Annotated in this window: 20 protein-coding genes; 9 read left to right on the plus strand and 11 right to left on the minus strand. The window is 40.5% G+C overall.

What is annotated here, in order from left to right:
* Positions 1–139: 139 nt before the first annotated feature.
* Positions 140–526 (minus strand): nucleotidyltransferase domain-containing protein, encoded by a 387-nt coding sequence (locus FIB07_16655; protein NJD54478.1) that lies wholly within the window; start codon positions 524–526, stop codon positions 140–142.
* Positions 527–660: 134 nt separating this feature from the next.
* Between FIB07_16655 and FIB07_16660 the strand changes: the two genes are divergently transcribed.
* The gene (locus FIB07_16660; GenBank protein NJD54479.1) at positions 661–1,425 is read left to right on the plus strand and encodes an NAD+ synthase; all 765 of its coding nucleotides are present in this window, start codon (positions 661–663) and stop codon (positions 1,423–1,425) included.
* A gap of 27 nt (positions 1,426–1,452) precedes the next feature.
* On the opposite strand, the gene FIB07_16665 is transcribed toward FIB07_16660, so the two are convergent.
* Positions 1,453–2,709 carry a DUF1743 domain-containing protein gene (locus tag FIB07_16665; GenBank protein NJD54480.1) on the minus strand — a complete coding sequence of 419 codons (1,257 nt, stop codon included), beginning with the start codon at positions 2,707–2,709 and terminating at the stop codon, positions 1,453–1,455.
* 74 nt (positions 2,710–2,783) lie between these two features.
* Here FIB07_16665 and FIB07_16670 point away from each other — a divergent pair, with 74 nt between their 5' ends.
* The 4 genes from FIB07_16670 to dnaK all read left to right on the plus strand — a co-directional run bounded on the left by FIB07_16670 (position 2,784) and on the right by dnaK (position 8,129).
* Complete coding sequence (locus FIB07_16670; GenBank protein ID NJD54481.1) at positions 2,784–3,755, plus strand: transcriptional regulator; 972 nt, start codon at positions 2,784–2,786, stop codon at positions 3,753–3,755.
* 142 nt (positions 3,756–3,897) lie between these two features.
* Entirely contained in the window at positions 3,898–5,541 is a 1,644-nt protein-coding gene (locus tag FIB07_16675; protein NJD54482.1) for a thermosome subunit, read from the plus strand.
* 156 nt (positions 5,542–5,697) lie between these two features.
* On the plus strand, positions 5,698–6,252 hold the full coding sequence (locus tag FIB07_16680; GenBank protein NJD54483.1) for a nucleotide exchange factor GrpE: 555 nt from the start codon (positions 5,698–5,700) through the stop codon (positions 6,250–6,252).
* Positions 6,252–8,129, plus strand: coding sequence for a molecular chaperone DnaK (gene dnaK / locus FIB07_16685; GenBank protein NJD54484.1), 1,878 nt, complete (start codon positions 6,252–6,254; stop codon positions 8,127–8,129). Before FIB07_16680 ends, dnaK begins: the two co-directional genes overlap by 1 nt.
* 61 nt (positions 8,130–8,190) lie before the next feature.
* Here the strand turns inward: dnaK and FIB07_16690 are convergent, their stop codons facing one another.
* Positions 8,191–9,147, minus strand: a complete 957-nt coding sequence (locus tag FIB07_16690; GenBank protein ID NJD54485.1) for an NOG1 family protein — start codon at positions 9,145–9,147, stop codon at positions 8,191–8,193.
* Positions 9,148–9,241: 94 nt separating this feature from the next.
* Positions 9,242–10,558 carry a bifunctional hydroxymethylpyrimidine kinase/phosphomethylpyrimidine kinase gene (gene thiD / locus FIB07_16695; protein ID NJD54486.1) on the minus strand — a complete coding sequence of 439 codons (1,317 nt, stop codon included), beginning with the start codon at positions 10,556–10,558 and terminating at the stop codon, positions 9,242–9,244.
* An 81-nt stretch (positions 10,559–10,639) separates the two neighbouring features.
* On the opposite strand from thiD, the gene FIB07_16700 reads away from it, so the two are divergent.
* Positions 10,640–11,257 (plus strand): class I SAM-dependent methyltransferase, encoded by a 618-nt coding sequence (locus FIB07_16700; GenBank protein NJD54487.1) that lies wholly within the window; start codon positions 10,640–10,642, stop codon positions 11,255–11,257.
* Positions 11,258–11,324: 67 nt separating this feature from the next.
* Here the strand turns inward: FIB07_16700 and FIB07_16705 are convergent, their stop codons facing one another.
* Positions 11,325–11,828, minus strand: a complete 504-nt coding sequence (locus tag FIB07_16705; GenBank protein ID NJD54488.1) for an amino acid-binding protein — start codon at positions 11,826–11,828, stop codon at positions 11,325–11,327.
* A gap of 49 nt (positions 11,829–11,877) precedes the next feature.
* Positions 11,878–12,324 (minus strand): FprA family A-type flavoprotein, encoded by a 447-nt coding sequence (locus FIB07_16710; protein NJD54489.1) that lies wholly within the window; start codon positions 12,322–12,324, stop codon positions 11,878–11,880.
* A 172-nt stretch (positions 12,325–12,496) separates the two neighbouring features.
* On the opposite strand from FIB07_16710, the gene ruvC reads away from it, so the two are divergent.
* From ruvC to ruvB, 3 genes are read left to right on the plus strand one after another with little or no spacing between them, the layout of a single operon-like run.
* Positions 12,497–12,967: a crossover junction endodeoxyribonuclease RuvC gene (ruvC, locus tag FIB07_16715; GenBank protein NJD54490.1), complete on the plus strand. Its 471-nt coding sequence runs from the start codon at positions 12,497–12,499 to the stop codon at positions 12,965–12,967.
* Between the two features lie 3 nt (positions 12,968–12,970).
* Entirely contained in the window at positions 12,971–13,549 is a 579-nt protein-coding gene (ruvA, locus tag FIB07_16720; GenBank protein NJD54491.1) for a Holliday junction branch migration protein RuvA, read from the plus strand.
* A gap of 6 nt (positions 13,550–13,555) precedes the next feature.
* On the plus strand, positions 13,556–14,542 hold the full coding sequence (gene ruvB, locus FIB07_16725) for a Holliday junction branch migration DNA helicase RuvB (GenBank protein ID NJD54492.1): 987 nt from the start codon (positions 13,556–13,558) through the stop codon (positions 14,540–14,542).
* A 37-nt stretch (positions 14,543–14,579) separates the two neighbouring features.
* On the opposite strand, the gene FIB07_16730 is transcribed toward ruvB, so the two are convergent.
* From FIB07_16730 to FIB07_16750, 5 genes are read right to left on the minus strand one after another with little or no spacing between them, the layout of a single operon-like run.
* Positions 14,580–15,149, minus strand: a complete 570-nt coding sequence (locus tag FIB07_16730) for a DUF447 family protein (GenBank protein NJD54493.1) — start codon at positions 15,147–15,149, stop codon at positions 14,580–14,582.
* On the minus strand, positions 15,146–16,012 hold the full coding sequence (locus FIB07_16735; protein NJD54494.1) for a hypothetical protein: 867 nt from the start codon (positions 16,010–16,012) through the stop codon (positions 15,146–15,148). The genes FIB07_16730 and FIB07_16735 overlap by 4 nt, the downstream gene beginning before the upstream one ends.
* Before the next feature lie 32 nt (positions 16,013–16,044).
* Positions 16,045–18,573 (minus strand): tetratricopeptide repeat protein, encoded by a 2,529-nt coding sequence (locus FIB07_16740; protein ID NJD54495.1) that lies wholly within the window; start codon positions 18,571–18,573, stop codon positions 16,045–16,047.
* Positions 18,479–19,396: a hypothetical protein gene (locus FIB07_16745; protein NJD54496.1), complete on the minus strand. Its 918-nt coding sequence runs from the start codon at positions 19,394–19,396 to the stop codon at positions 18,479–18,481. The genes FIB07_16740 and FIB07_16745 overlap by 95 nt, the downstream gene beginning before the upstream one ends.
* Positions 19,345–19,686 (minus strand): ATP-binding protein, encoded by a 342-nt coding sequence (locus FIB07_16750; protein ID NJD54497.1) that lies wholly within the window; start codon positions 19,684–19,686, stop codon positions 19,345–19,347. Before FIB07_16750 ends, FIB07_16745 begins: the two co-directional genes overlap by 52 nt.
* Between the last annotated feature and the right edge of the window lie 647 nt (positions 19,687–20,333).

Here is a 20,333-nt window from a genome sequence, read left to right on the forward strand (position 1 = left end):
TTAGAAAACTTATCAAGTTACCTAAATTATTTATTAAGGTAATCTGTTTTATACACGTTTAACCTGAATGGACGGGATAGATTTTTCATACGAAGTAATATTTGAAATGGAAAAATCCTTTATAAATTGATTTCTAACATTACCCCATCACAGCGACTGGAATATGCCATGAAGTTTTGCTTTTATAGAGTCCATTTTTTTCAAGTTCGCTGAGTTTATCCTTCAAACTGTTGAAGTATTCAGCACCAAATAATGGTATCCCTTCACTTATTGCATCAAGCGCTGTAATTCTGTATGATTCAAGCATTATTTCAAACTCAGATTGAGTATAACCAAGAGGTTCAATATGAAAAGATGAAGTATTTGAATCTATCAAATCCTTTATCCTGAATAGAAAATCCTGTTCGAAGTTATTGCTTATTACTATAATATCTATATCGCTGGTATTTGTAAAAGTCCCTTTAGCTCTGGAGCCATAGAGAATAATGCAAATTGGATTGAATCTCTTTTCAAGCGCGTGCAATATTCATGCAGGGCCTTTTCTATTGCATCAGATTCTGTGTAAATTCTTTTATTAGCTTTCCTCATTACAAGCTCATAAATAACTCAATAAACTTATAAAGTACTGAGTCTTAATAACTGTTAGGTAGCATGAAAAATATAAGTTATCCTGAAATAAAAGATAAAATTGTTGCTTTTATAAGCTTCAGAGTCACAGGATCAGGAGCAAGCGGGGCTGTCATCGGTTTAAGCGGAGGTATAGATTCCGCATTGACTGCATACCTTACAGTTTCCGCCCTTGGCAAGGAAAATGTCCTTGGCTTGCTGCTCCCGGAAAAAGGCATCTCATCAAAGCAGGATATTGATGATGCCATTGAGGTCGCCAATATCCTTGGCATTGAATATAAAATAATTGAAATATCTCCTGTTCTTGCTTCGTTTTCATCCGCAATTCCCATTTTTAACAGCAAGGCAAAAACAGCTAACGGCAACCTGAAAGCGCGAATACGTATGTGCATATTGTATTATTATGCAAACCTTATGGGCCGCATGGTGGTCGGGACCGGGAATAAGACAGAACTCCTTCTCGGATATTTTACAAAATACGGAGATGGTGGCGTTGATATCGAACCGATTGGGGATCTTTATAAAACCCAGGTGCGCAGCCTGTCAAAATACATGGGTATTCCTTCCCGGATAATCGAAAAAACACCAACAGCAGGACTGTGGCCCGGGCAAACCGATGAAAGTGAACTGGGCGTGTCCTATGAGATGGCCGATCAGATACTCACCATGCTTGTCGATGAAAAAAAGAACATATCCGGGATAAAAGACAAATTTCCGTCCGGAATTGTTGATAAACTGGAGGCACGAATCTCATCAAGCGGACACAAGAGAATGTCACCGCCGGTGATTGAAATATAAAAATCCGTGAAAATCTGTCGAATTATTTTATGTACTATAAAATGAAAATCTGACAAGCGGCTTTGACAGGTGTCGCCTTGCGCATGGCGGAACTTCATAAAACCCCGGTGAAATATTTCTCTGTAAGGTCTCTACCACCTGTTCTTTTTTCACTGCGCCGCATTTCTCGCATCTATAACCCTGGCCTTTTCCCATAGATTTCATTCGTTTATCGCAACACACCGGATTTCTCAATTCCTGCATATTCAATCGATCGATCTTGATCTTTTCAAGGTTAAGAGTACTATCTTTAACACTTCCGAAGACTCTTATTTCATCCCCTGCCCTGAGTTCCCTGATAATGCGCCTGAAACCTTTTGTAGGTTCAAATGCTGCGCACTCAATGGACGCGCCGTTCTCTGAAATTTCAAAGATGATGTGCCCTCCGGTTATTGTTTTTGGGGGTTTGCTGACAATGCCTTCAAGAATATAAGAGCGATCCTCCTCAGCTTCATGGATATTTGCCCTGATAAGATGCATATCAGTGTTCTGGTTCGTTTTAAAAATAACATGCCGTTCCACAGGCTCGCTTTTTATCATCGAAAACGCACGTCTTACGGCTTCTTCGCTTTTTCCTCGTATTCCGAAAAGAATGGGATCAGGCGAGTGAGGAGCAAAAACTATTCGTTCATTTTCGATATCAACCGTATCCCACGTATCAGGATACGTTGCAGCATCTGCTGCAAATACCGATCCGGAATCAATTTCACGCAATGAGCCCCAGCTTGTTGGTTCGCGGTATGCAATAAGCTCATATGTGTAATCAGGAAGGCCGCATAATGCAAAACCAGCCGCTGCGAGTGCTCCGATTAAACCTCTTTCATTCTTATATCCCCTGTGTGCAATATCATGGCGACTTAATATCTCCTTTGCTTCACGAATTTCCAATACATCCCGGACAGCTCGCATGGAAAATCCGGAAAGGTCTTTTGTCATACTTTGTGTTGGATTTTCGATAAAAACGATTCCCGGATTTGTATTTTCTTCGGAAAAAACGGCCATTCTTTCAACCGTACCAATTACAAGCTCCCTGACTTTTTGTGCATCATTTCGGTCATTGAGTTCAATATATATGGCCAATGCTGCATTGCCTCGTGTTTTGTATTTGATATTCGGATTAAGGCGAACAAGAAGCGGATAATCCTTCAAATGCCCGAAAGCATTGAGTTTTCCGATCAGCACCGCCATAAGATAGGTCGTGCACATGCCGTCTCTTGAATCGGTGTCATCGAGTCCTATAATCATAACCCTCACACATACATACTTATATAAAAATTATTGGCAACCTTTTATATAGATGAAGAAACAATCAAAATTTAATGAATAAAGAGTCGCTCATAAATAGGGCTTTTGTCATTCTGACCCGTGCGGGCTTTATCATTTCAGAACGTTGTGACACCCGTCCCAGGAGTTTTGATATAGCAGTAAGAAGAGATAATTTATTGCTATTGATAAAAGTAATTTCCAACATCGATGGCCTGAATGAAGAAACTACAAGGGAAATGCAGATCCTTTCGAAACAACTGCATGGATATCCAATAGTCATTGGCGAAAAAACCCGTGATCATTCACTGGAAACAGGCGTAGTATACTTCAGGTATGGGGTTCCCGCATTTGACATAAAAACGATGCAGGATTATTTTATTGATGATCTGCCGCCACTAATATATGCTGAACATGGCGGTTTATATGTAAATATTGAAGGAAATATCCTTAAAGAGGAACGTATCAGGAAAAACATCTCCCTCGGTGCTCTTGCCTCCATGCTTGGCGTTTCGAGAAGAACGATAAGCAAATATGAAGACGGGGAAATGGCAGCAAGTGTTGATGTAGCTGTCAAGCTTGAAGAATTAATGGACCGGGGATTTACAGTTTCAGTCAACTTATTTGACAAACTTTATCGTGAAGATACGCAAAAACAGGAGATGACACTGGAACATTCAAATGTATTCTCCATCCTGCAGGATATGGGTTTTAATGTCATGCCTATTTCACAGGCGCCATTTGACGCAGTATCACAATCGCAGTCCTCAAACCGAAGAGATGAGGATGCTACGATATTAACAGGGGTGGCAGAATACTCACGTACTATGGTGAAGAAAGCGCATCTGATGAGCAGTATATCAGAAGTCGCCGGGACCCAGTCGCTATTAATTATCCAGGGAGTGAGTAAAACAAAGAATATTGAAGGGACTGTTGTTATTGATAATAAAGAGCTTGAAAAATTCAATGATAAAGACGAATTTATAGACCTGTTGCAGGAAAGAAGACAAAAGATCAAAGTTTCCTAATAAATAATGAAATCGTGTACAGTATAGATATATTTTTCTTCCGATTTTCATAAAAAATAAAGAAAATCAGTGCTTTTTACGCGCAAATTATTTATAGAACTACAAACACTTAGAAACATCTTCATTTTGGAGGTAACTCATTATGGCAGGACAGTTAAACGGACAGCCTATTATCATATTAGACAGGGATAGCACAAGAACACAGGGAAAAGATGCGCTGGGATTTAATATCTCAGCAGCAAAAGCGGTAGCAGATGCAGTAAGAACAACACTTGGCCCGAAAGGCATGGACAAAATGCTTGTTGATGCTGTAGGGGATGTCGTTATCACCAATGATGGTGCCACAATATTGCGAAAAATGGATATAAAGCATCCGGCTGCAAAAATGATGGTTGAAGTTGCACGCACACAGGAAGATAAGGCTGGCGACGGAACAACAAGCGTAGTCGTTCTTTCTGGCGAGTTATTAAATAAAGCCCATACTCTTGTTGAACAGGGTGTTCATCCCACAATGATCACAAGAGGTTACAGCCTTGCGTCAATAAAAGCTCTTGAGATCCTTGATGAGATCGCTATTGATGCTTCTGATGAAGTGCTTGAGAACATCGCAAAAACAGCTCTTACCGGGAAAAGTGCAGACCTTGCTCTTGATTCACTCGTCAGGTTATGTGTCGAGACCGCCAGATCGATTAAAGAAGGCGGAAAAGTTAACATAAAGGAAAATATCAATATTATACACCAGCGCGGCGGCAGCATAAAAGATACAAAATTCATTCATGGGCTTGTTATTGACAAAGCAAGGGCGCATAAGAATATGCCAAAGCGTGTTGAGAATGCAAAAATAGCGGCACTTGATACCGGAATAGAAGTAGAGAAGACACAGGTTAAATCAACGCTAAAGATAACGTCTCCGGAACTCGTTTCCGAAGCAAGGCTTGAAGAGAGTAAGCTTGTAGAAGAGAAAATCGAAGCCTTAGCAAAAAGCGGCGCAAACGTCATATTTACTGAAAAAGGCATAGATGATATCGGTATGCATTACCTCGCAAAGAAAGGTATCTTTGCAGTAAGAAGATGCAATAGTGAAGAACTTAAGAAACTTGTAAAAGCCACAGGAGCCCGTGTAGTCTCAAAACTGGACGGCGTTGAAGCAACGGATCTTGGAAAAGCAGCTCTTGTAGAAGAGCGGGGCGTTGGCAATTATAAAATGGTCTATGTAGAGGGCTGCGAGAATCCAAAAGCAGTATCTATTTTGATCTACAGCGGCGCAGAGCATGTTGCTGATGAAGTGGAGCGGGCCCTTGATGATGCCTTGCGTGTAGTTGGTGTTGTCATAGAAGACGGAAAAATCGTAGCAGGAGGCGGCTCACCGGAAATAGAGATTGCCACAAGACTGCGCAAATACGCAACAACATACGGAGGAAGGGAGCAATTAGCGATAATGGCATATGCGGATGCGCTTGAGGAAATACCCAAAGCCATAGCAGAAAATGCAGGTCTTGATGCGATTGATATTATAGTCGGGCTCAGGAATAAGCATGATAAAGGCGCAAAAAACGTGGGACTGAATGTTTTTTCAGGGAAAGCAGAAGACATGCTCAAAATCGGTGTAATTGAACCTCTTCGTGTAAAAACCCAGGAAATCAAGTCGGCAACTGATGCGGCAGTGATGATCCTGAGGATCAACGATATCCTGACAGCAAAAGAAACAGGCATGATGGATGTCAAACCCGAACATACGGCGGACTATTATGATGGTATTCAGGCCCCTGATGTGGGAGAAGACTAACATTATATAGAATGAATTTCAAATTAACATAATATCTTAGGGAAAGTGGTGTTGTGTTGCATGGATCTGAAATTTAATTTTAATTCTGGATGGAGTCGTTAATTGAAAACAAGTAAAAACAATAATAAAGGGGATGCAGGGGAAACAGAAGCAGGAGTGGAATCCCCGGAAGCGCAAGAGGAGATAACTGAAACAACAGAAGAAAAACTCGATAAAGAATTAGGTATTGTAAAAAAACAACTCGCAGAAGAAAAAGACAGGTGTCTTCGCCTGAATGCGGAATTCGATAATCTCCGAAAGAGAAACATCAAAGAGCGGGATGAGTTTGTAAAATACGCAAATGAAAAGCTAATACAGGAATTTATAGATGTATTTGAGAGTCTTGAGCGGGGAATTGAAAACGCCAAAAAAGCTGATAACACGGATAAATTGGTCGAAGGCATGGAACTTGTATATAAGAAATTCAAGGCCGTGCTTGAAAAAAACGGTCTTGTCCCCATTAAAGCTCTTGGTGAAAAATTCGACCACTCAAGACATGAAGCTATGATGCAGACGCTTACAGATGACCAGGCAGAGGACATAATACTTGAAGAATTTGCAAAAGGTTACATGTTAAATGGGAAAGTCATTCGTTATTCTAAGGTAAGAGTATCGAAAAAGAAGGAATCAGAAAAAGAATCTTATGATGAAACAGAAAATGAGGTGAAATAATGGCTAAAATAATCGGAATCGATTTGGGTACAAGCAATTCAGCAGCTGCAGTCATGCAGGGGAATAGACCAGTGATTATACCAAGTGCAGAGGGTGTATCCCTGGGAGGAAAGGCATTTCCATCATATGTGGCATTCACAAAAGATGGCCAGAGATTAACCGGGGAAGCGGCAAGAAGGCAGGCAGTAACAAATCCTGAAGGCACAGCCTATGCATTCAAGAGAAAAATGGGTACTGACTACAAATATAACCTCCGGGGCAAGGAATACCGGCCGCAGGAACTTTCAGCGTTCCTGTTGCAGAAAATAAAACAGGATGCAGAGGCATTTCTTGGTGAGAAGGTAGAAAAAGCAGTAATTACAGTGCCAGCGTATTTCAATGATAACCAGAGACAGGCAACCAAGGATGCAGGAGAGATTGCAGGACTTGAGGTAGTGAGGATCATCAACGAGCCCACAGCTGCTTCCCTTGCGTACGGTCTTGACAAGGCAGGGGACCAGAAGATCATGGTTTTCGACCTGGGGGGAGGCACCCTTGATGTGACCATTATGGAACTGGGCGGCGGCGTATTTGAAGTCAAGTCCACTGCAGGGGATACGCAGCTTGGCGGCACAGACATGGATAACAGGCTGGTGGATTATATTGCTGAGGAATTCAAAAAAGAACACGGTATTGATCTTCGAAAAGACAGGGTTGCCAACCAGAGATTAAGGGATGCAGCAGAAAAAGCAAAGATTGAGCTTTCCACATCACTTACTACTGAAATAAACCAGCCATTCATAACAGCAGATGCCAGCGGTCCCAAACACCTGACAATGGCATTGACACGGTCAAAACTTGAAGAAGTGATACGCCCTGTTATAGATAGATGCCGTGCGCCAATGGAGCAGGCTTTATCTGATGCAAAACTTACAAAGGATGATATTAAAAGAGTTATCCTTGTTGGCGGACCTACAAGAATGCCAATAGTACAGAAATTCGTAGAGGACTATGTTGGCAAGAAAGTGGAAGGTGGTGTTGATCCCATGGAATGCGTGGCGATGGGCGCAGCTATCCAGGCAGGTGTGCTTGCAGGCGAAGTGAAGGACATTCTTCTTCTTGACGTTACACCTCTGACACTTGGTATTGAAACGCTGGGCCATGTAATGACAAAGCTCATTGACAGGAACACCACGATCCCGACGCGAAAAAGCCAGATATTCTCAACAGCGGCTGATAGCCAGACAACCGTTGAAATCCATGTCCTGCAGGGAGAGAGAGCTATGTCATATGATAACGTTACACTTGGAAGGTTCAATCTCGTAGGTATTCCGCCAGCACCACGCGGGGTCCCGCAGATAGAGGTTACTTTTGATATCGATGCTAACGGTATCCTTCATGTAACCGCAAAAGACCTTGGAACGGGTAAAGAGCAGAAGATGACGATAACAGCGCCCCTTAAGATGGCTTCTGATGAAATAGACAGAAAGATAAAAGACGCTGAGAAATTTGCAGAGGAAGACAAAAAGCGAAAAGAAAAGGTGGAACTGCTCAACCAGGCTGATACGCTTGTATACACTACAGAGAAGACCCTTAAAGAGCTCGGAGATAAAGTCAGTGGCGACCAGAAACAGACAGTCGAAAAAGCTCTTGAGAATATGAAGGATGCAATCAAGAGCGACGATGTGAACAGGATAAAATCAGCAATCGAAGACCTTACAAAAGAGATGCACGCTATCAGCACCTTATTATACCAGCAGCAGGCTCAGCAACAACAGGGGCAACAACAGGCACAGCAAGAACCGCAGGGTGAGCAGCAGGCAGGTCAACAGGAAGCTAAGACGGATGAGAAAGTAACGGATGCTGAATATAAGGTAGTTGATGAGGATAAGAAATAGATATTCAATATTTTGCAGGACAAAAGGAGTTAATATAAAAACTCCTTTTATTTTTTTATTTTTAGAATGGATCAATCAAAGGCATCATTTCCAGCAATCTCTCAAGTACTGCATCGACGCCCTCACCAGTTAATGTAGACATACTCATATCGCCGATTTCCGTAACTGAAATATCCTTCTTGTTCGCAACAATAAGAAATGGCACTGCAAACCTGTTCTTTATCTCTTCAAGAAGATGTATCTGGATATCAAGAGAATAACCGCATGTCTCAGACGGGTCAATAATATAAAGTATTACTTTTCCGACATGTTTTAGTGCAGATATTGCCTGACGTTCTATTTCATTTCTTGCTTCAAGCGGCCTGTCAAGAAGCCCGGGAGTATCAATTACCTGATACCGTATCCCATTTCGTGTAAAATGCCCTACAGCCAGCCCTTTCGTCGTGAAGGGATAAGGAGCTATCTCAGGATGGGCACTGCTCACAAGTGCCACGAAACTTGACTTCCCTACGTTCGGGTAGCCTGCAACAACGATAGCAGGCCCTTCATCTATAGCAGGAAGCTTTCTTAGCTTGTTACGTGCTTCATTAAGGAAGCGCAGGTTGCCATCAACACTTTCGACAATAGATGAGATCCTTCCAAATGCCTGTTTTCGCACCGGTTTTGGATCATCGGCTTCTCTCATGATACCGACATATTTTCTTGCCAGGGCTCCTACTTTTTCACCAGCCCATTGCACAGAGGCCAGGTTCATTTTCATCTCTTCGACACCCACCAATACCTCTGCAAGCTCAAGATAAAAAGGTGGCAGCTGTTCAAGGCTCGGGAATTTCCTGACTATATGGGTAAGATTGTCGCTTAGTATATTTGCTGCTGTGAGAAGCATTGATTCTTCAGCCTGAAGCTTGGATTTCCTGTCAAGGATCTGCTTTCCTCGTTTGGCCCGGGTTGCTCTGCTGTAGGATTTGTCAAGAAGTTCTTCGGCTGTGGGAACTGTGGGTATTTTTTCGAATATCATATTTGTCCGGAATTATAATTTAATATAAATAAGTACTGGATGAACTATTATGCTCATTGGGTTTATAAGGATAATGCTGGCCTTCAAAATTTCTTCATTTATTCATCAAACCTGCTATCTTTGTGGCTTTTCCTGCCACTTCCACGGCATTGCGCCCCAGAAGCCTTATCATTGCTTCTTTTCCGACGCCGCCTTTATCATAAATAACATCAGGCACTTTCTTAGCTCTGTTTATTGCATCCGATACCCCCCATTCCATAGTAGATACACCTTCAGGCTCATCCTCCCTCCTGAATGACGCAATGGAAAAACCAAGATCTTTACATGCAAAAAGCGCCTCCTCTGAATACCGGATATTCATTGAAGCTCTTATCATGTCATTGTAATGCATGGCGGTCAATACAATCCTGGCAATATGACTGCTTGCGCCAAAAGCAATGCATCCTACCGCGTGAGGTTCATTTTTCAAACGGACGATCCTTCCTGAAACTGCGGCTATATCTGAAACTGAAGAAGCATCGGGGATACCCATAGCGATATTACATCCAACCTCAGGGATCAGGTTGGAAAATCCCTGGCTCTTTTTGATCAAGTCAAGGGCTTGTTCTATATTCCTGATAACATTGAATCTCCGGGCATCGGTAAGAATATGCCCGATTTGATTTACCGGGGCTGCTCCTTTCCCAATTTTAAAGCTCAGGGTTATTGCCTGTTCTACGAATTCCTTTGCACAGTGAGCAGCCTCTATAAGGGTCGCTCCTTTTGAAAGTTGTGCTGTAATGACAGCCGAGTGCGTACATCCGGAGCCGTGGGTACCTCCTTTTATCAATTTTCCTTTAATCTGGATGAATTCCCCATTTGAATAAAGGATGTCCGTTCCTTTAAGATGTCCACCTGTAACAATAACGGATTTAGCGCCAAGTTCTGAAATTATCCTTGCAGCTTTACTGGCGTCTGAGATATCTCTTATTTTTATGCCGGAAAGCCTCTGCGCTTCTGAAATATTAGGAGTGACCACTTCAGAAAGAGGCAGGAGTTCCTCTATTAAAACCTGAATTGCTTCACTTTTCAGCAAAGTTCCACCTGCTTCGGCAGCCATTACAGGATCAATAACAAGAGGCAGTTTTTCTTTTTTTACAAGCCTGGCTGCAACTCTTACAATTTCAGGTGATGAAAGCATACCGGTCTTGGCGTAATCAATTCTTATATCACTTACAACAGCATCGAATTGTTCTTCAATGAAATCTGCTGGCAAGTCAAAGGAATTAAGAACGCCCAGTGTATTTTGGGCAGTAACCGATGTTATGATACAGGTTCCGTGAACCCCGAGTGCTGCAAACGTCTTCAGGTCTGCGGCTATTCCCGCCCCGCCCCCGGGGTCCACACCTGCTATTGTCATTGCTGTTTTCATCATGCAAATATAATCCCCATGTATCATAATAGTTACAGTTATAGTCAGGAACATAATATTTGACTATAAAAATTTTTAGCTATGGCGCATCACATCAAAGCATGGGAAGATGAGTATGGAAAAAGTATCTGGAAAGGTCATTATTCACTTGAACTGTTGGATCATGGTTTAAAAAAAGGGCGACTGCTTGATGCAGGCTGCGGAAGCGGCAAATATTCGCTGCCTTTGAAGATGCGGGGATTTGAAGTAGTAGGCGTGGACGTTTCATTTAAGGCCCTGCAAATGTTAAGAGAAAGCAGCAAAACCCGTGAACTTGATATAGGTATCATAGCTGCGAATATTTTCCAATTGCCTTTTATGGATCAATCTTTTGATATCATCTGGTGTTATGGTGTGCTGCAGCATCTCTTATTGATAGAAAGGGAATTTACAATCAGGGAATTTCGACGCATTTTAAGAAAAGAAGGTATTTTGTTCCTTGAAGTGTTCGGGAAAGATGATATGCGATATGGAGGCATCGAGGTTGAACCGGATACTTTTTCGAGGAAAAACGATATAGTTTATCATTATTTTGATAAAAGCGAAATGGAAGACTTATTAAGTGATTTTTCCTGTAATATAACTGAATCACGAAAAGAAAAGCGGTTCAAAGGGAAATTGTATACAAGGCATATGATTTCTGCTGTTGCGAAGATGTAAAATAATCGGTTGAAATGGCATTATTCATATTACTAAGATTTAGGAACTATAATGACACAAACAGCGTCTAATACACTGTCACGCTCTTTACGCCCTCTATTCTGGTAAGCGAATCCAGAAGTTCACCGCTTGCTTTTCCTTCTGTTATTATTGTAAGCTGGGGATTTTCTGTAAGGTAGGGGTCATCAGATACGGCCTGCCTGATAATTACTCCGTGCTCTGATACGGCTGTTGCGACCGCACCGAGGAGACCTTTGCGGGCAGCATTGTCAGGCGCAATGACTATCACACCAAGACCCAGTAGTGGAGCCACATCCCTTAAAAAAGGTATCGTGCGGACATTCCGGAATATCTGCATCAGTTTCTCATTCTTTGAAATAGTTTCACATGTTGAGTCAACCACTCTCCTATCAACTTCTATCTCATTTGCGATCTGTGTGTGAGGTATTTCGATACCGCCTGAAACTACCCTGCCCTGTACATTTATCTGGAAACCTCTTTCCAGAAGCAACCTGATCACCTTTTCCTGGGCAGGGTGGTTTTTAAATTGTTCCTGGATTATAGTCCACATTAGCTCTTAATATGGTAATTTTTGATACTAATGTTTATCGCAGAACAATTTATTTATCAGGTCCGGCTTTTCTTAGTTTCTCAGCAAGGTCTTTTCCCAGGCGCTTGCATTCTTCAAGATCTTTCTCCTCAGGTTTATACTGTACACGCAGGACCGGATCAATGACTTTCATACCGATTTCACGCAACTTTTCGGCGATCATTCCCGGAGCTTCGCCGCTCCAGCCGTAAGACCCGAAGGCTGCTCCGATTTTTCCCTTGACATCAGCTCTTGATAAGCTGTCTATGAACTTTTCCATCGGAGGCAGCATCTTATAATAGAATGTTGATGAGCCGATCGCGATCGCCTCAGCGGATTTTATTTCTTCTATTTTTGCTTCATGGAAGTTCATAGCGACAGCATCGACATTTCTTGATAATGCGCCTTCAACGATAGCATCTGCCATGGCTTTTGTGTTTCCTGATGTGCTTAAATATACGACTACTATTTTTGGCATGATTATTCCACCTTTGTTTATAGTATCTTTTCGAGAATGGGATATCTTATTATTTCTTATTCACATTTTCCCGCTCTCATCATAAAGGTTGAAACTATTCTCGGATAAAGCTTTCGTTCACTAAATAGTGGCATGGCAAAAGCACATAAAGATAAAACACTTTATAAATACCATGATCATTATCGGAATCGACCCGGGGCTTGCAACTGTGGGCTTTGGAGTGATAAGGGCAGAAAACGGGAACATCACTCCCATAAGCTACGGCTGTATCAGGACATCCGCCGATAAACAAACACCTCAGCGCCTTCTGGAAATATTTAACGAAATAACATCTCTTTTTGAAAAATATAAACCAGATGCTATCGCAGTTGAAAAACTCTTTTTCAGCAAGAATGTCACTAATGGGTTGAGCGTCAGTGAGGCAAGAGGTGTAGTATTCCTTGCAGCACAGAAGCAGGATATTCCAATATTTGAATACACCCCAAACCAGGTGAAGCAGGCAATAACGGGATCGGGAAGGGCTGACAAGAAACAGGTGCAAGAAATGATAAAGAGACTCCTTGACCTTGATGAGATACCAAAACCCGATGATGCTGCTGATGGCCTGTCGATTGCTTTATGTCATATCAATATTATGAGATAATATATGATTTCCCATATATATGGTGATATTTCCCAGTACGGCGAAGGATTTGTAGTTATTGATGTCGGAGGTATCGGATACCAGGTAAATGTGACAAAACCGATATTGCACGAACTCACAGGTAAGAAAGAAAAAGTAAAACTTTATACTTATCTTCAGGTCAGGGAAGACTCACATACATTATATGGTTTTTTAAACCAGAGCGAACTTGAGATGTTCAAGCTTCTCATAAGCGTAACAAGGGTTGGGCCCCAGATCGCCATGAATATCCTTTCACAAATTAAAATTGAAGAGCTTGCGGCTGCAATAATCCATGAGGATGAAAAAGTCCTGACCCGCATCTCCGGGGTGGGCGCTAAGAATGCCAAGCGCCTGATACTGGAATTGAGGGATAAAATGACAAAGAAAATGGAAGGATTCGCACTTCCGGCTACAAGTAGTGCCAATTATGATGCAGTGTCTGCGCTTGTTTCGCTTGGATTCCCCAGGCAGTCGGCCGAACGCGCAGTGGAGGCGGTTTCCGGGGGCGAACAGAAGGTTGAAACGATAATCAAGGCTGCACTCTTGAAATTGAAGGAATGAACCATAATGGAAGAGCGAATAATAACCCCGGTATCACAAAAAGAGGACAAAGAAGAACTCACCATCCGCCCCGGCAGGCTGGATGATTTTATAGGGCAGCATGCTCTCAAGGAGTCTTTGAAAATCTTCATAGAAGCATCAAAGAAAAGGGGCGAACCCCTCGACCATATCCTGTTTTCAGGCCCGCCCGGCCTTGGAAAAACAACTCTTGCCCATATTATTGCACATGAGTTGGGCTCAAATATCAAAAGCACTTCCGGCCCCGTTCTTGAAAAACCAGGTGATCTTGCAGCGATCCTCACTGCGCTCAAGAAAGGTGATGTGCTCTTCATTGACGAGATACACCGCCTGAATTCGGTTATTGAAGAAATCCTCTATCCTGCGATGGAAGACTACGAGATAGACGTCATGATTGGTGAAGGCCCAAGTGCGCGCTCCATAAAATTGACCCTTGAACGATTTACCCTGATTGGCGCCACGACAAAAGTGGGTCTCCTTGGTTCGCCATTTCGTGACAGGTTCGGTTTTATTTCCAGGCTTAACCTGTATTCCGTGGATGAACTAATAGAAGTTGTTTCCCGCAGCGCCTCTATCCTTAATATTCCAATAACAAGGGACGGTTCTATTGAGATCGCAAAAAGAAGCCGCGGAACACCGCGCATAGCAAACAGGCTGCTTCGGCGCGTATGGGATTTTGCACTCGTGAAAGCAGAAGGCAACATCACTCAGGATGTTGCGGATAAAGCGCTCACAATGCTCGGGATCGACAGGCTCGGACTTGATGAGCTAGACAGGCGCATACTTGGTGTAATTTCAACTGATTTCGGAGGCGGGCCTGTCGGAGCCAAGACTATTGCAATATCAGTAGGAGAAGAAGTCAGGACAATTGAAGAAGTTTATGAGCCATATCTTATCCAGATCGGGTTTATTAAAAGAACGCCACAGGGAAGAGAGACAACCGCTGCTGCTAAAAAACACATAAATCTTAAATAGTCCCGATATACTGCTGTTTTGACCTTTTGGAAATCTCTCATAACCTGATCAGATCATAAAGCAGCTTCATTGCTTCCTTTTCGCCCGGGCCGCCGCATTTCTGGACAATTGTGTTATAATGATCAATGTGATCAAGGTATTTTTGTTCTTTTAACACAATATATCGTGTAGCGTGTACAGTTGCTTCAATAACAGCATTGGAGCCGCGATTTACGGGCTTGATCTTTCGCGTCAATATTTTTGATTTGACTGCCTGGAGTTCAACGACTGAAATATTTTCACCTTTCCTGACCCTGCAATCAAAGATGATCCAACCAAGGGAACCTTTCAGGACAGGGAATCCTTCAACAAAATCAAATCTCTCAGGTCCAATATCAGAAAGAGCAGATTGAACAAACAAAGCCGGGTCATCAACAATATTTGCTGCCGCTTTAGAGTTCTCGATTATATTATCCAGCGTGTTTGATTTGTATATCCTGGCAAAAAGTTTTCCGTTCTTCATGTGCAAGCCAATAGGCGCTGCATTTGGAATTCCTTCAATCGACATGCTTGTGAAAATAACCTCAGAGATCCCCTCCTGTATTCCGAATTCTTCGAGGTTTATCAAAATCTCATCCCCTCAAAAAGTGAAACAAATAATCCTGCGATAATAATATCAGCAGTTGACCCTGGATTGACACCTTCATTCAATAGTTCGATGTCGAATTTGCGAATTCCATTCATAATCCTATTTATATCGCCGTTCAAATTCAAGATATTCCCTGCCCGCATCGAAACTTCTTCGGCTTTTTTTGTATCAAATTTTGTTTGAACAAATGTATCTCTGTTTCTTGATAAAAGCTCCATGAATGTAAGAACCACTGCATCATTTATCCCATATTTCCTGATTTTGTCTTTTATCATTGCAGCGCATTCAAATGTTTTCTCAAAACCATTTATCCATTCTTCTGCGATCATATCATAGCTTCCGGAAATCTCCATCATATCAAAAAGAGTCAACCCCTGTGCTTTTATTTTTTCAATGGAACCAGTATCAGAAAGGTCAAGGTTATCAACAGGTTTTACTTTCACTTTTACTTTTGAAAAGGCCAGATAAAATTCAACTGCGTCATTAACAGTCGTTTCCTTTACGATCTTTTGAACCTGCTCTTTCAGGCGCGTTGTATTTTCACACCTGCTTCCCGCCATCACAAGCGGGATAAGTAGAATAAATGCCCCGAAATGCGTGTTTCCGCCGCTTTGCCATTTACTGCTTTCTATTACTGCTTCGTGGATAAGCTCTCCTACTCCGGATTCTGAGGAAGCAGCCTTCTCAAGTACCGGATAAATCCCGACAGCGCTTGCCAGGAAGTGTTCAAAGCGGGTGTCGGTATAATTGTGATCGCGGTCGATGTTGCCTGGTTTCGGGGTGGCTGAGACCTCAAGGATCATGGCGAGCTGGGCGCATCTGGCGATGTGTGAGGGATTCATTAGAGGTAATGTTAATTTATTACAACATATATTTATTCAGCATCAATATAATCAGTTAAACGGCTTTCCTTTCTCCTAATTTCCTCTGGCAACAGTTCATCAGATTTAGTAATCCTTTTTACAATATCGCCTACTATCTCTCTTTCCTCTATTTGTAAGTTATAATATTTTTGTATGTCTTTAGTTTTAATGATTTCCAATGCCTTGATTATAAAATTGATACGTTCCTCATACTTATTCCCGTACAATTTTATTATCTCATCAACTGCTGCCTTAACAACCTGGAAATCTCCGGAATCGGCAGCGCTTTTCAGGAAATTCATTAGTAATATGGCAACTTTATCTTCTTGCAGCTTTGCACTTGCGTCATGTACTGCTTTCATGAATTTAGCTGCATTTCCACGGTTTTCTTTTTTTAACTCATCGAGGACAAGGTTGAGATAAATCTTTATGATGTTCTCAATTGATCCATCCAGTGGATTGATCTCGGTTGCCTTATTGAATGCTTCCAGAGCTTCTTCATTTCTATTAAGAATAACTAAAGCAGCACCTTTCATTAAAAACGCAAGTACATCCTTTGAATTTATCTCAATTGCCTTATTCAATGCCTCCAAAGCTTCTTCATTTCTATCAAGAATAAATAAAGCAGTACCTTTCCTTGAAAACGCATATCCATACTTCGGATTTATCTCGATTGCCTTATTGAATTCCTCCAGAGCTTCTTCATATCTACCGATTTTTTCCAACACATCGCCTTTTCTTGATAATGCAAATTCATAATTTGGATTAATTTCCAGAGCTTTATTGAAGGCTTCAAGAGCTTCTTCATACCTGCCAAGATTTTCTAACACATACCCTTTACTTAATAAAATAAATTCATTATTTGGATAGATTTCTAAAACTATATTGAAAAACTCTAAAGCTTCTTTATACTTTTTAAGATTTACTAATGCACTGCCTTTCATCGATAAAGCAAATTCATCATTAGGATTAATTTCTAAGGCATTATCAAAGGCAGTCAACGCGTTATTGAAGATTTCAATTGCCTCTTTATATCTCTTCTCCGATAGCAATAAGCGCCCTTCATACAGCAATATACTCCCTTCTAATTCTCTATCTCCGGTCTGTTTTGCAATATTCTTCATATTCTTGATTTCATGGGAGGCTTCTTCCAATTCCCCAAGTTCTATGAGCTTGGGTGTAAGTTTGAGTAGAGCATTCGTCTTGAATTCTCTTGGTAAGATTTCAGCGTAATAACAGAGATCCTTAAGCACTGTTTTTTTGCCTGCTTCAAGCATTTCAAATTTTGTTTTAAAAAGTTCTTTTCGCTCTTCTGGTGTATACCAGAGTTGTAAAAACTCCAAAAGGATAGATACCCTCTTTTTTCCTAAAGGCTGCCTCATCTCCCGCCACAACCTGAAAAGCCTCTCCCTCACTTCATATTTAGTATATCTTCCCATAGGTCTTGAAATGACATATCCATCCGTTTCAAGTCTGCGCAACTGGGTTGTGACTGTAGGAAGGTCTAATCTAGTTTCTTTTGAAAGCTGCTTGGGTGTAATTGGCGTCCCAGAGGAAATAACCGCATCAAATATCCTTCTTCTCTGCCCTGTTAAAAGCTGGAATATCTCCTGGTAGTATGGTGTATGTTCGTCGATTATCTTGAAAAAAGCGTTCTCTATATTTTCAAGTTCTCCTCTCGTAATCATTTCATAAAATAATATTACAAGCCTTGGACTCCCCCCTGTAAGGTGCGACATGCCGTGAATTTTCGGTTCGTATTTTTTGAAATCATCGAGAAATTTCTTGTTATTTTCAGCTTCAGCAATTTTCTGTATTAGATTTTTTATTTCCTCAAGTGAAAACTCGCTGAGAAATTGAATTTGGAAAAAATTATAGAATGGTTCATCATGTTCAGATATACCCGGGAATATCATAGGTGCGGAGGCTACAACTGAAAAAAAATCATTTTTTTGAAAGATTGCTCTTAATTTCTGAAGTTCGTGAGTATCTAACTGTTTAAACAATTCATGCAGGTTTTCAATAAAAATGATGTATCTTTTGCCATCCTTTTTTGATATGAATTTAAGTTTTTCAATAGCAGCATGAAGTATCTCATCTTCATTCGCAAGTGATAGGATTTCTTTAGTATCCTCTTTTTTTTCCTCCAGGATTCGCAGGAATAAATCAGATGCTCGATAAACAGAATATTCTTCTTCCCTTAGTTTTATTGGGATCAGGAAAGATCCAAACTTATTGTTTATTTCATGAAATAATAATACCAAAAAATGAGATTTTCCTATTCCTCTTGGTCCAATTATTAACAAGAATCTTGGGGTTTTTTTCCGTGCGGCATTTTCAATTTCTTTGACCATACTTTTAAGAAGTTTTTCCCTTCCCACAAAGAGCTTCCTGAGAATCTCCTGGGGCATGTTTTCAGGTGAATACCTGTAAAGAATTAAATCATTAGTTGTCGCCATAATACACCCTCCACCAATCCCCCAGCATTTTGGAGTAGAATTTGAGCCCCTTTCTGGGATTATACTCAATATAGAAATCATTACCGAGGTCAGCTATCAAATCCATGAATTTTTCATAATCATCGATTCCAGTTTCCTGCTTATAAATTCCAAATGCAAGATTTATTGGATAATAATTTTCGCTACATATCCTTCTTAATAAGGCTCTTGCGGCCTTTTCTTCCATGCCTCCTGTTCCTTTATAGAAAACGCAAAGTCTTTGGGAATAATGCTCAAAATAATGTTTCCCTTCATTTCCGAGTAAATGGCGATTATACACTTTTTCGATAAGTTCTTCGTTGATTTCTAAACTTCTTAGATCTTTTTCTTCTTTTAAAGCACTGAGCATTATCGCTACGAAGTACGGTATGTAAATTTCTCCGGTACATGCCAGTATTTTCTCTCCAAATGATTCTTCGTAATGCCACTCTTCTTCGCTGAACACCTTTTCAATAACACTTAATGCTACATTTTTCTGGAAACCACCGATTCTAACCCTTTTTAGATCATTTATAGTACTAACTCCTCCAAGATCCCTCACCACACGGTCTATGCTTACCGAACCACCAAAAACAAATCTCAGATTTTTAGTAACCTGTCTTAGTTTTCTGAACCAATGCAGAAATTTTTCTGCTTCTTTTTGCTCTATATTTTTAATAGCTATAGGAAACTCATCAATAATGAAATAGATATTTGTTTCAATTCCACTTATTAGTTCAAATATCTGATTGGATTTTACCATCCAATCGTCTTTTAAGTCATTTTCAATGTTAGTCCTGAGTTTAGCTTTAAAAAATGGAGTTTCAAGTTCATCTATGTTCTCTCTGAACCATTGAAAGCCTTTTTTAATGATGATATTAGCCATGTTTTTTGATTGATTTTTTCATTCTCAACCAGTGCCATCACGATTTCAGATAAGAAACGTTGTGGAGAGTACACATCCTCCACTTCGAGAAAAACACAAATCTTATCCTTATCCAAGAGTTCTTTTTCTACCCTTTTCATAATTGAAGTTTTTCCAAATCTGCAAGGTGCAATTAAAAGAAAGCTATCTTTTTTCAATGCTGAAAGGATGTATTCAACCTCTTTTTTGCGATCAATAAAATCTTCACCGATTGCCGGAGAACCTACTGGTAATATAGTATCACGTTCCAATACATAACAATATTGTTATATAACAATATTGTTATATAAACGTCTTGTTAATTCAGGAGTTAGATGAAATCTACAAATAATTAGATAATACTTTTGATATTTGCTTCATTTAATTACCTTTATATTTTGAACTCTCGAACCGTAATTGGTTACAATATTAAGTAATATAGGTGTTTTTTTCATTAACATAACCTTTAAAAAACTATTAAAAACCAAAATATAATTTATAATACCTTTAAAATCAAAAATAAACTTAAATAATTGTAGGATCATTTATATTATTACTAAACGTATTAGTTTAATGAGGAAGCCTTGTCCATCCTATCCTATCCACGAAAGCAAACTAGTTTTCTTGGCTTCCTCAACCACCAAAATGTCAGGTTAAGGAGAAAAATAATATGAAAAGGAAAATTATGGCTCCAAATAAGAATGAAAAAATTGGAGAAAAGAATGAAAGATTGACTGGTAGAAAGGAAAAGAATGAGGAAAAAGAAGCAGGTTTTTTACCTATTTTTTTCTGGACCGACTAAGGTCAGTATGGATTTAATTCATTTTTATTCTTCTTTTGGCTGCTCAGGTGTATACGATTCTGGAAAGTGATGTAAAAGGGTACGGAATGTCCGATATAACACTGGAAAAGGTCTCTG

The organism is Candidatus Methanoperedens sp., from assembly GCA_012026795.1.
In the GTDB taxonomy this organism is placed as follows: domain Archaea; phylum Halobacteriota; class Methanosarcinia; order Methanosarcinales; family Methanoperedenaceae; genus Methanoperedens.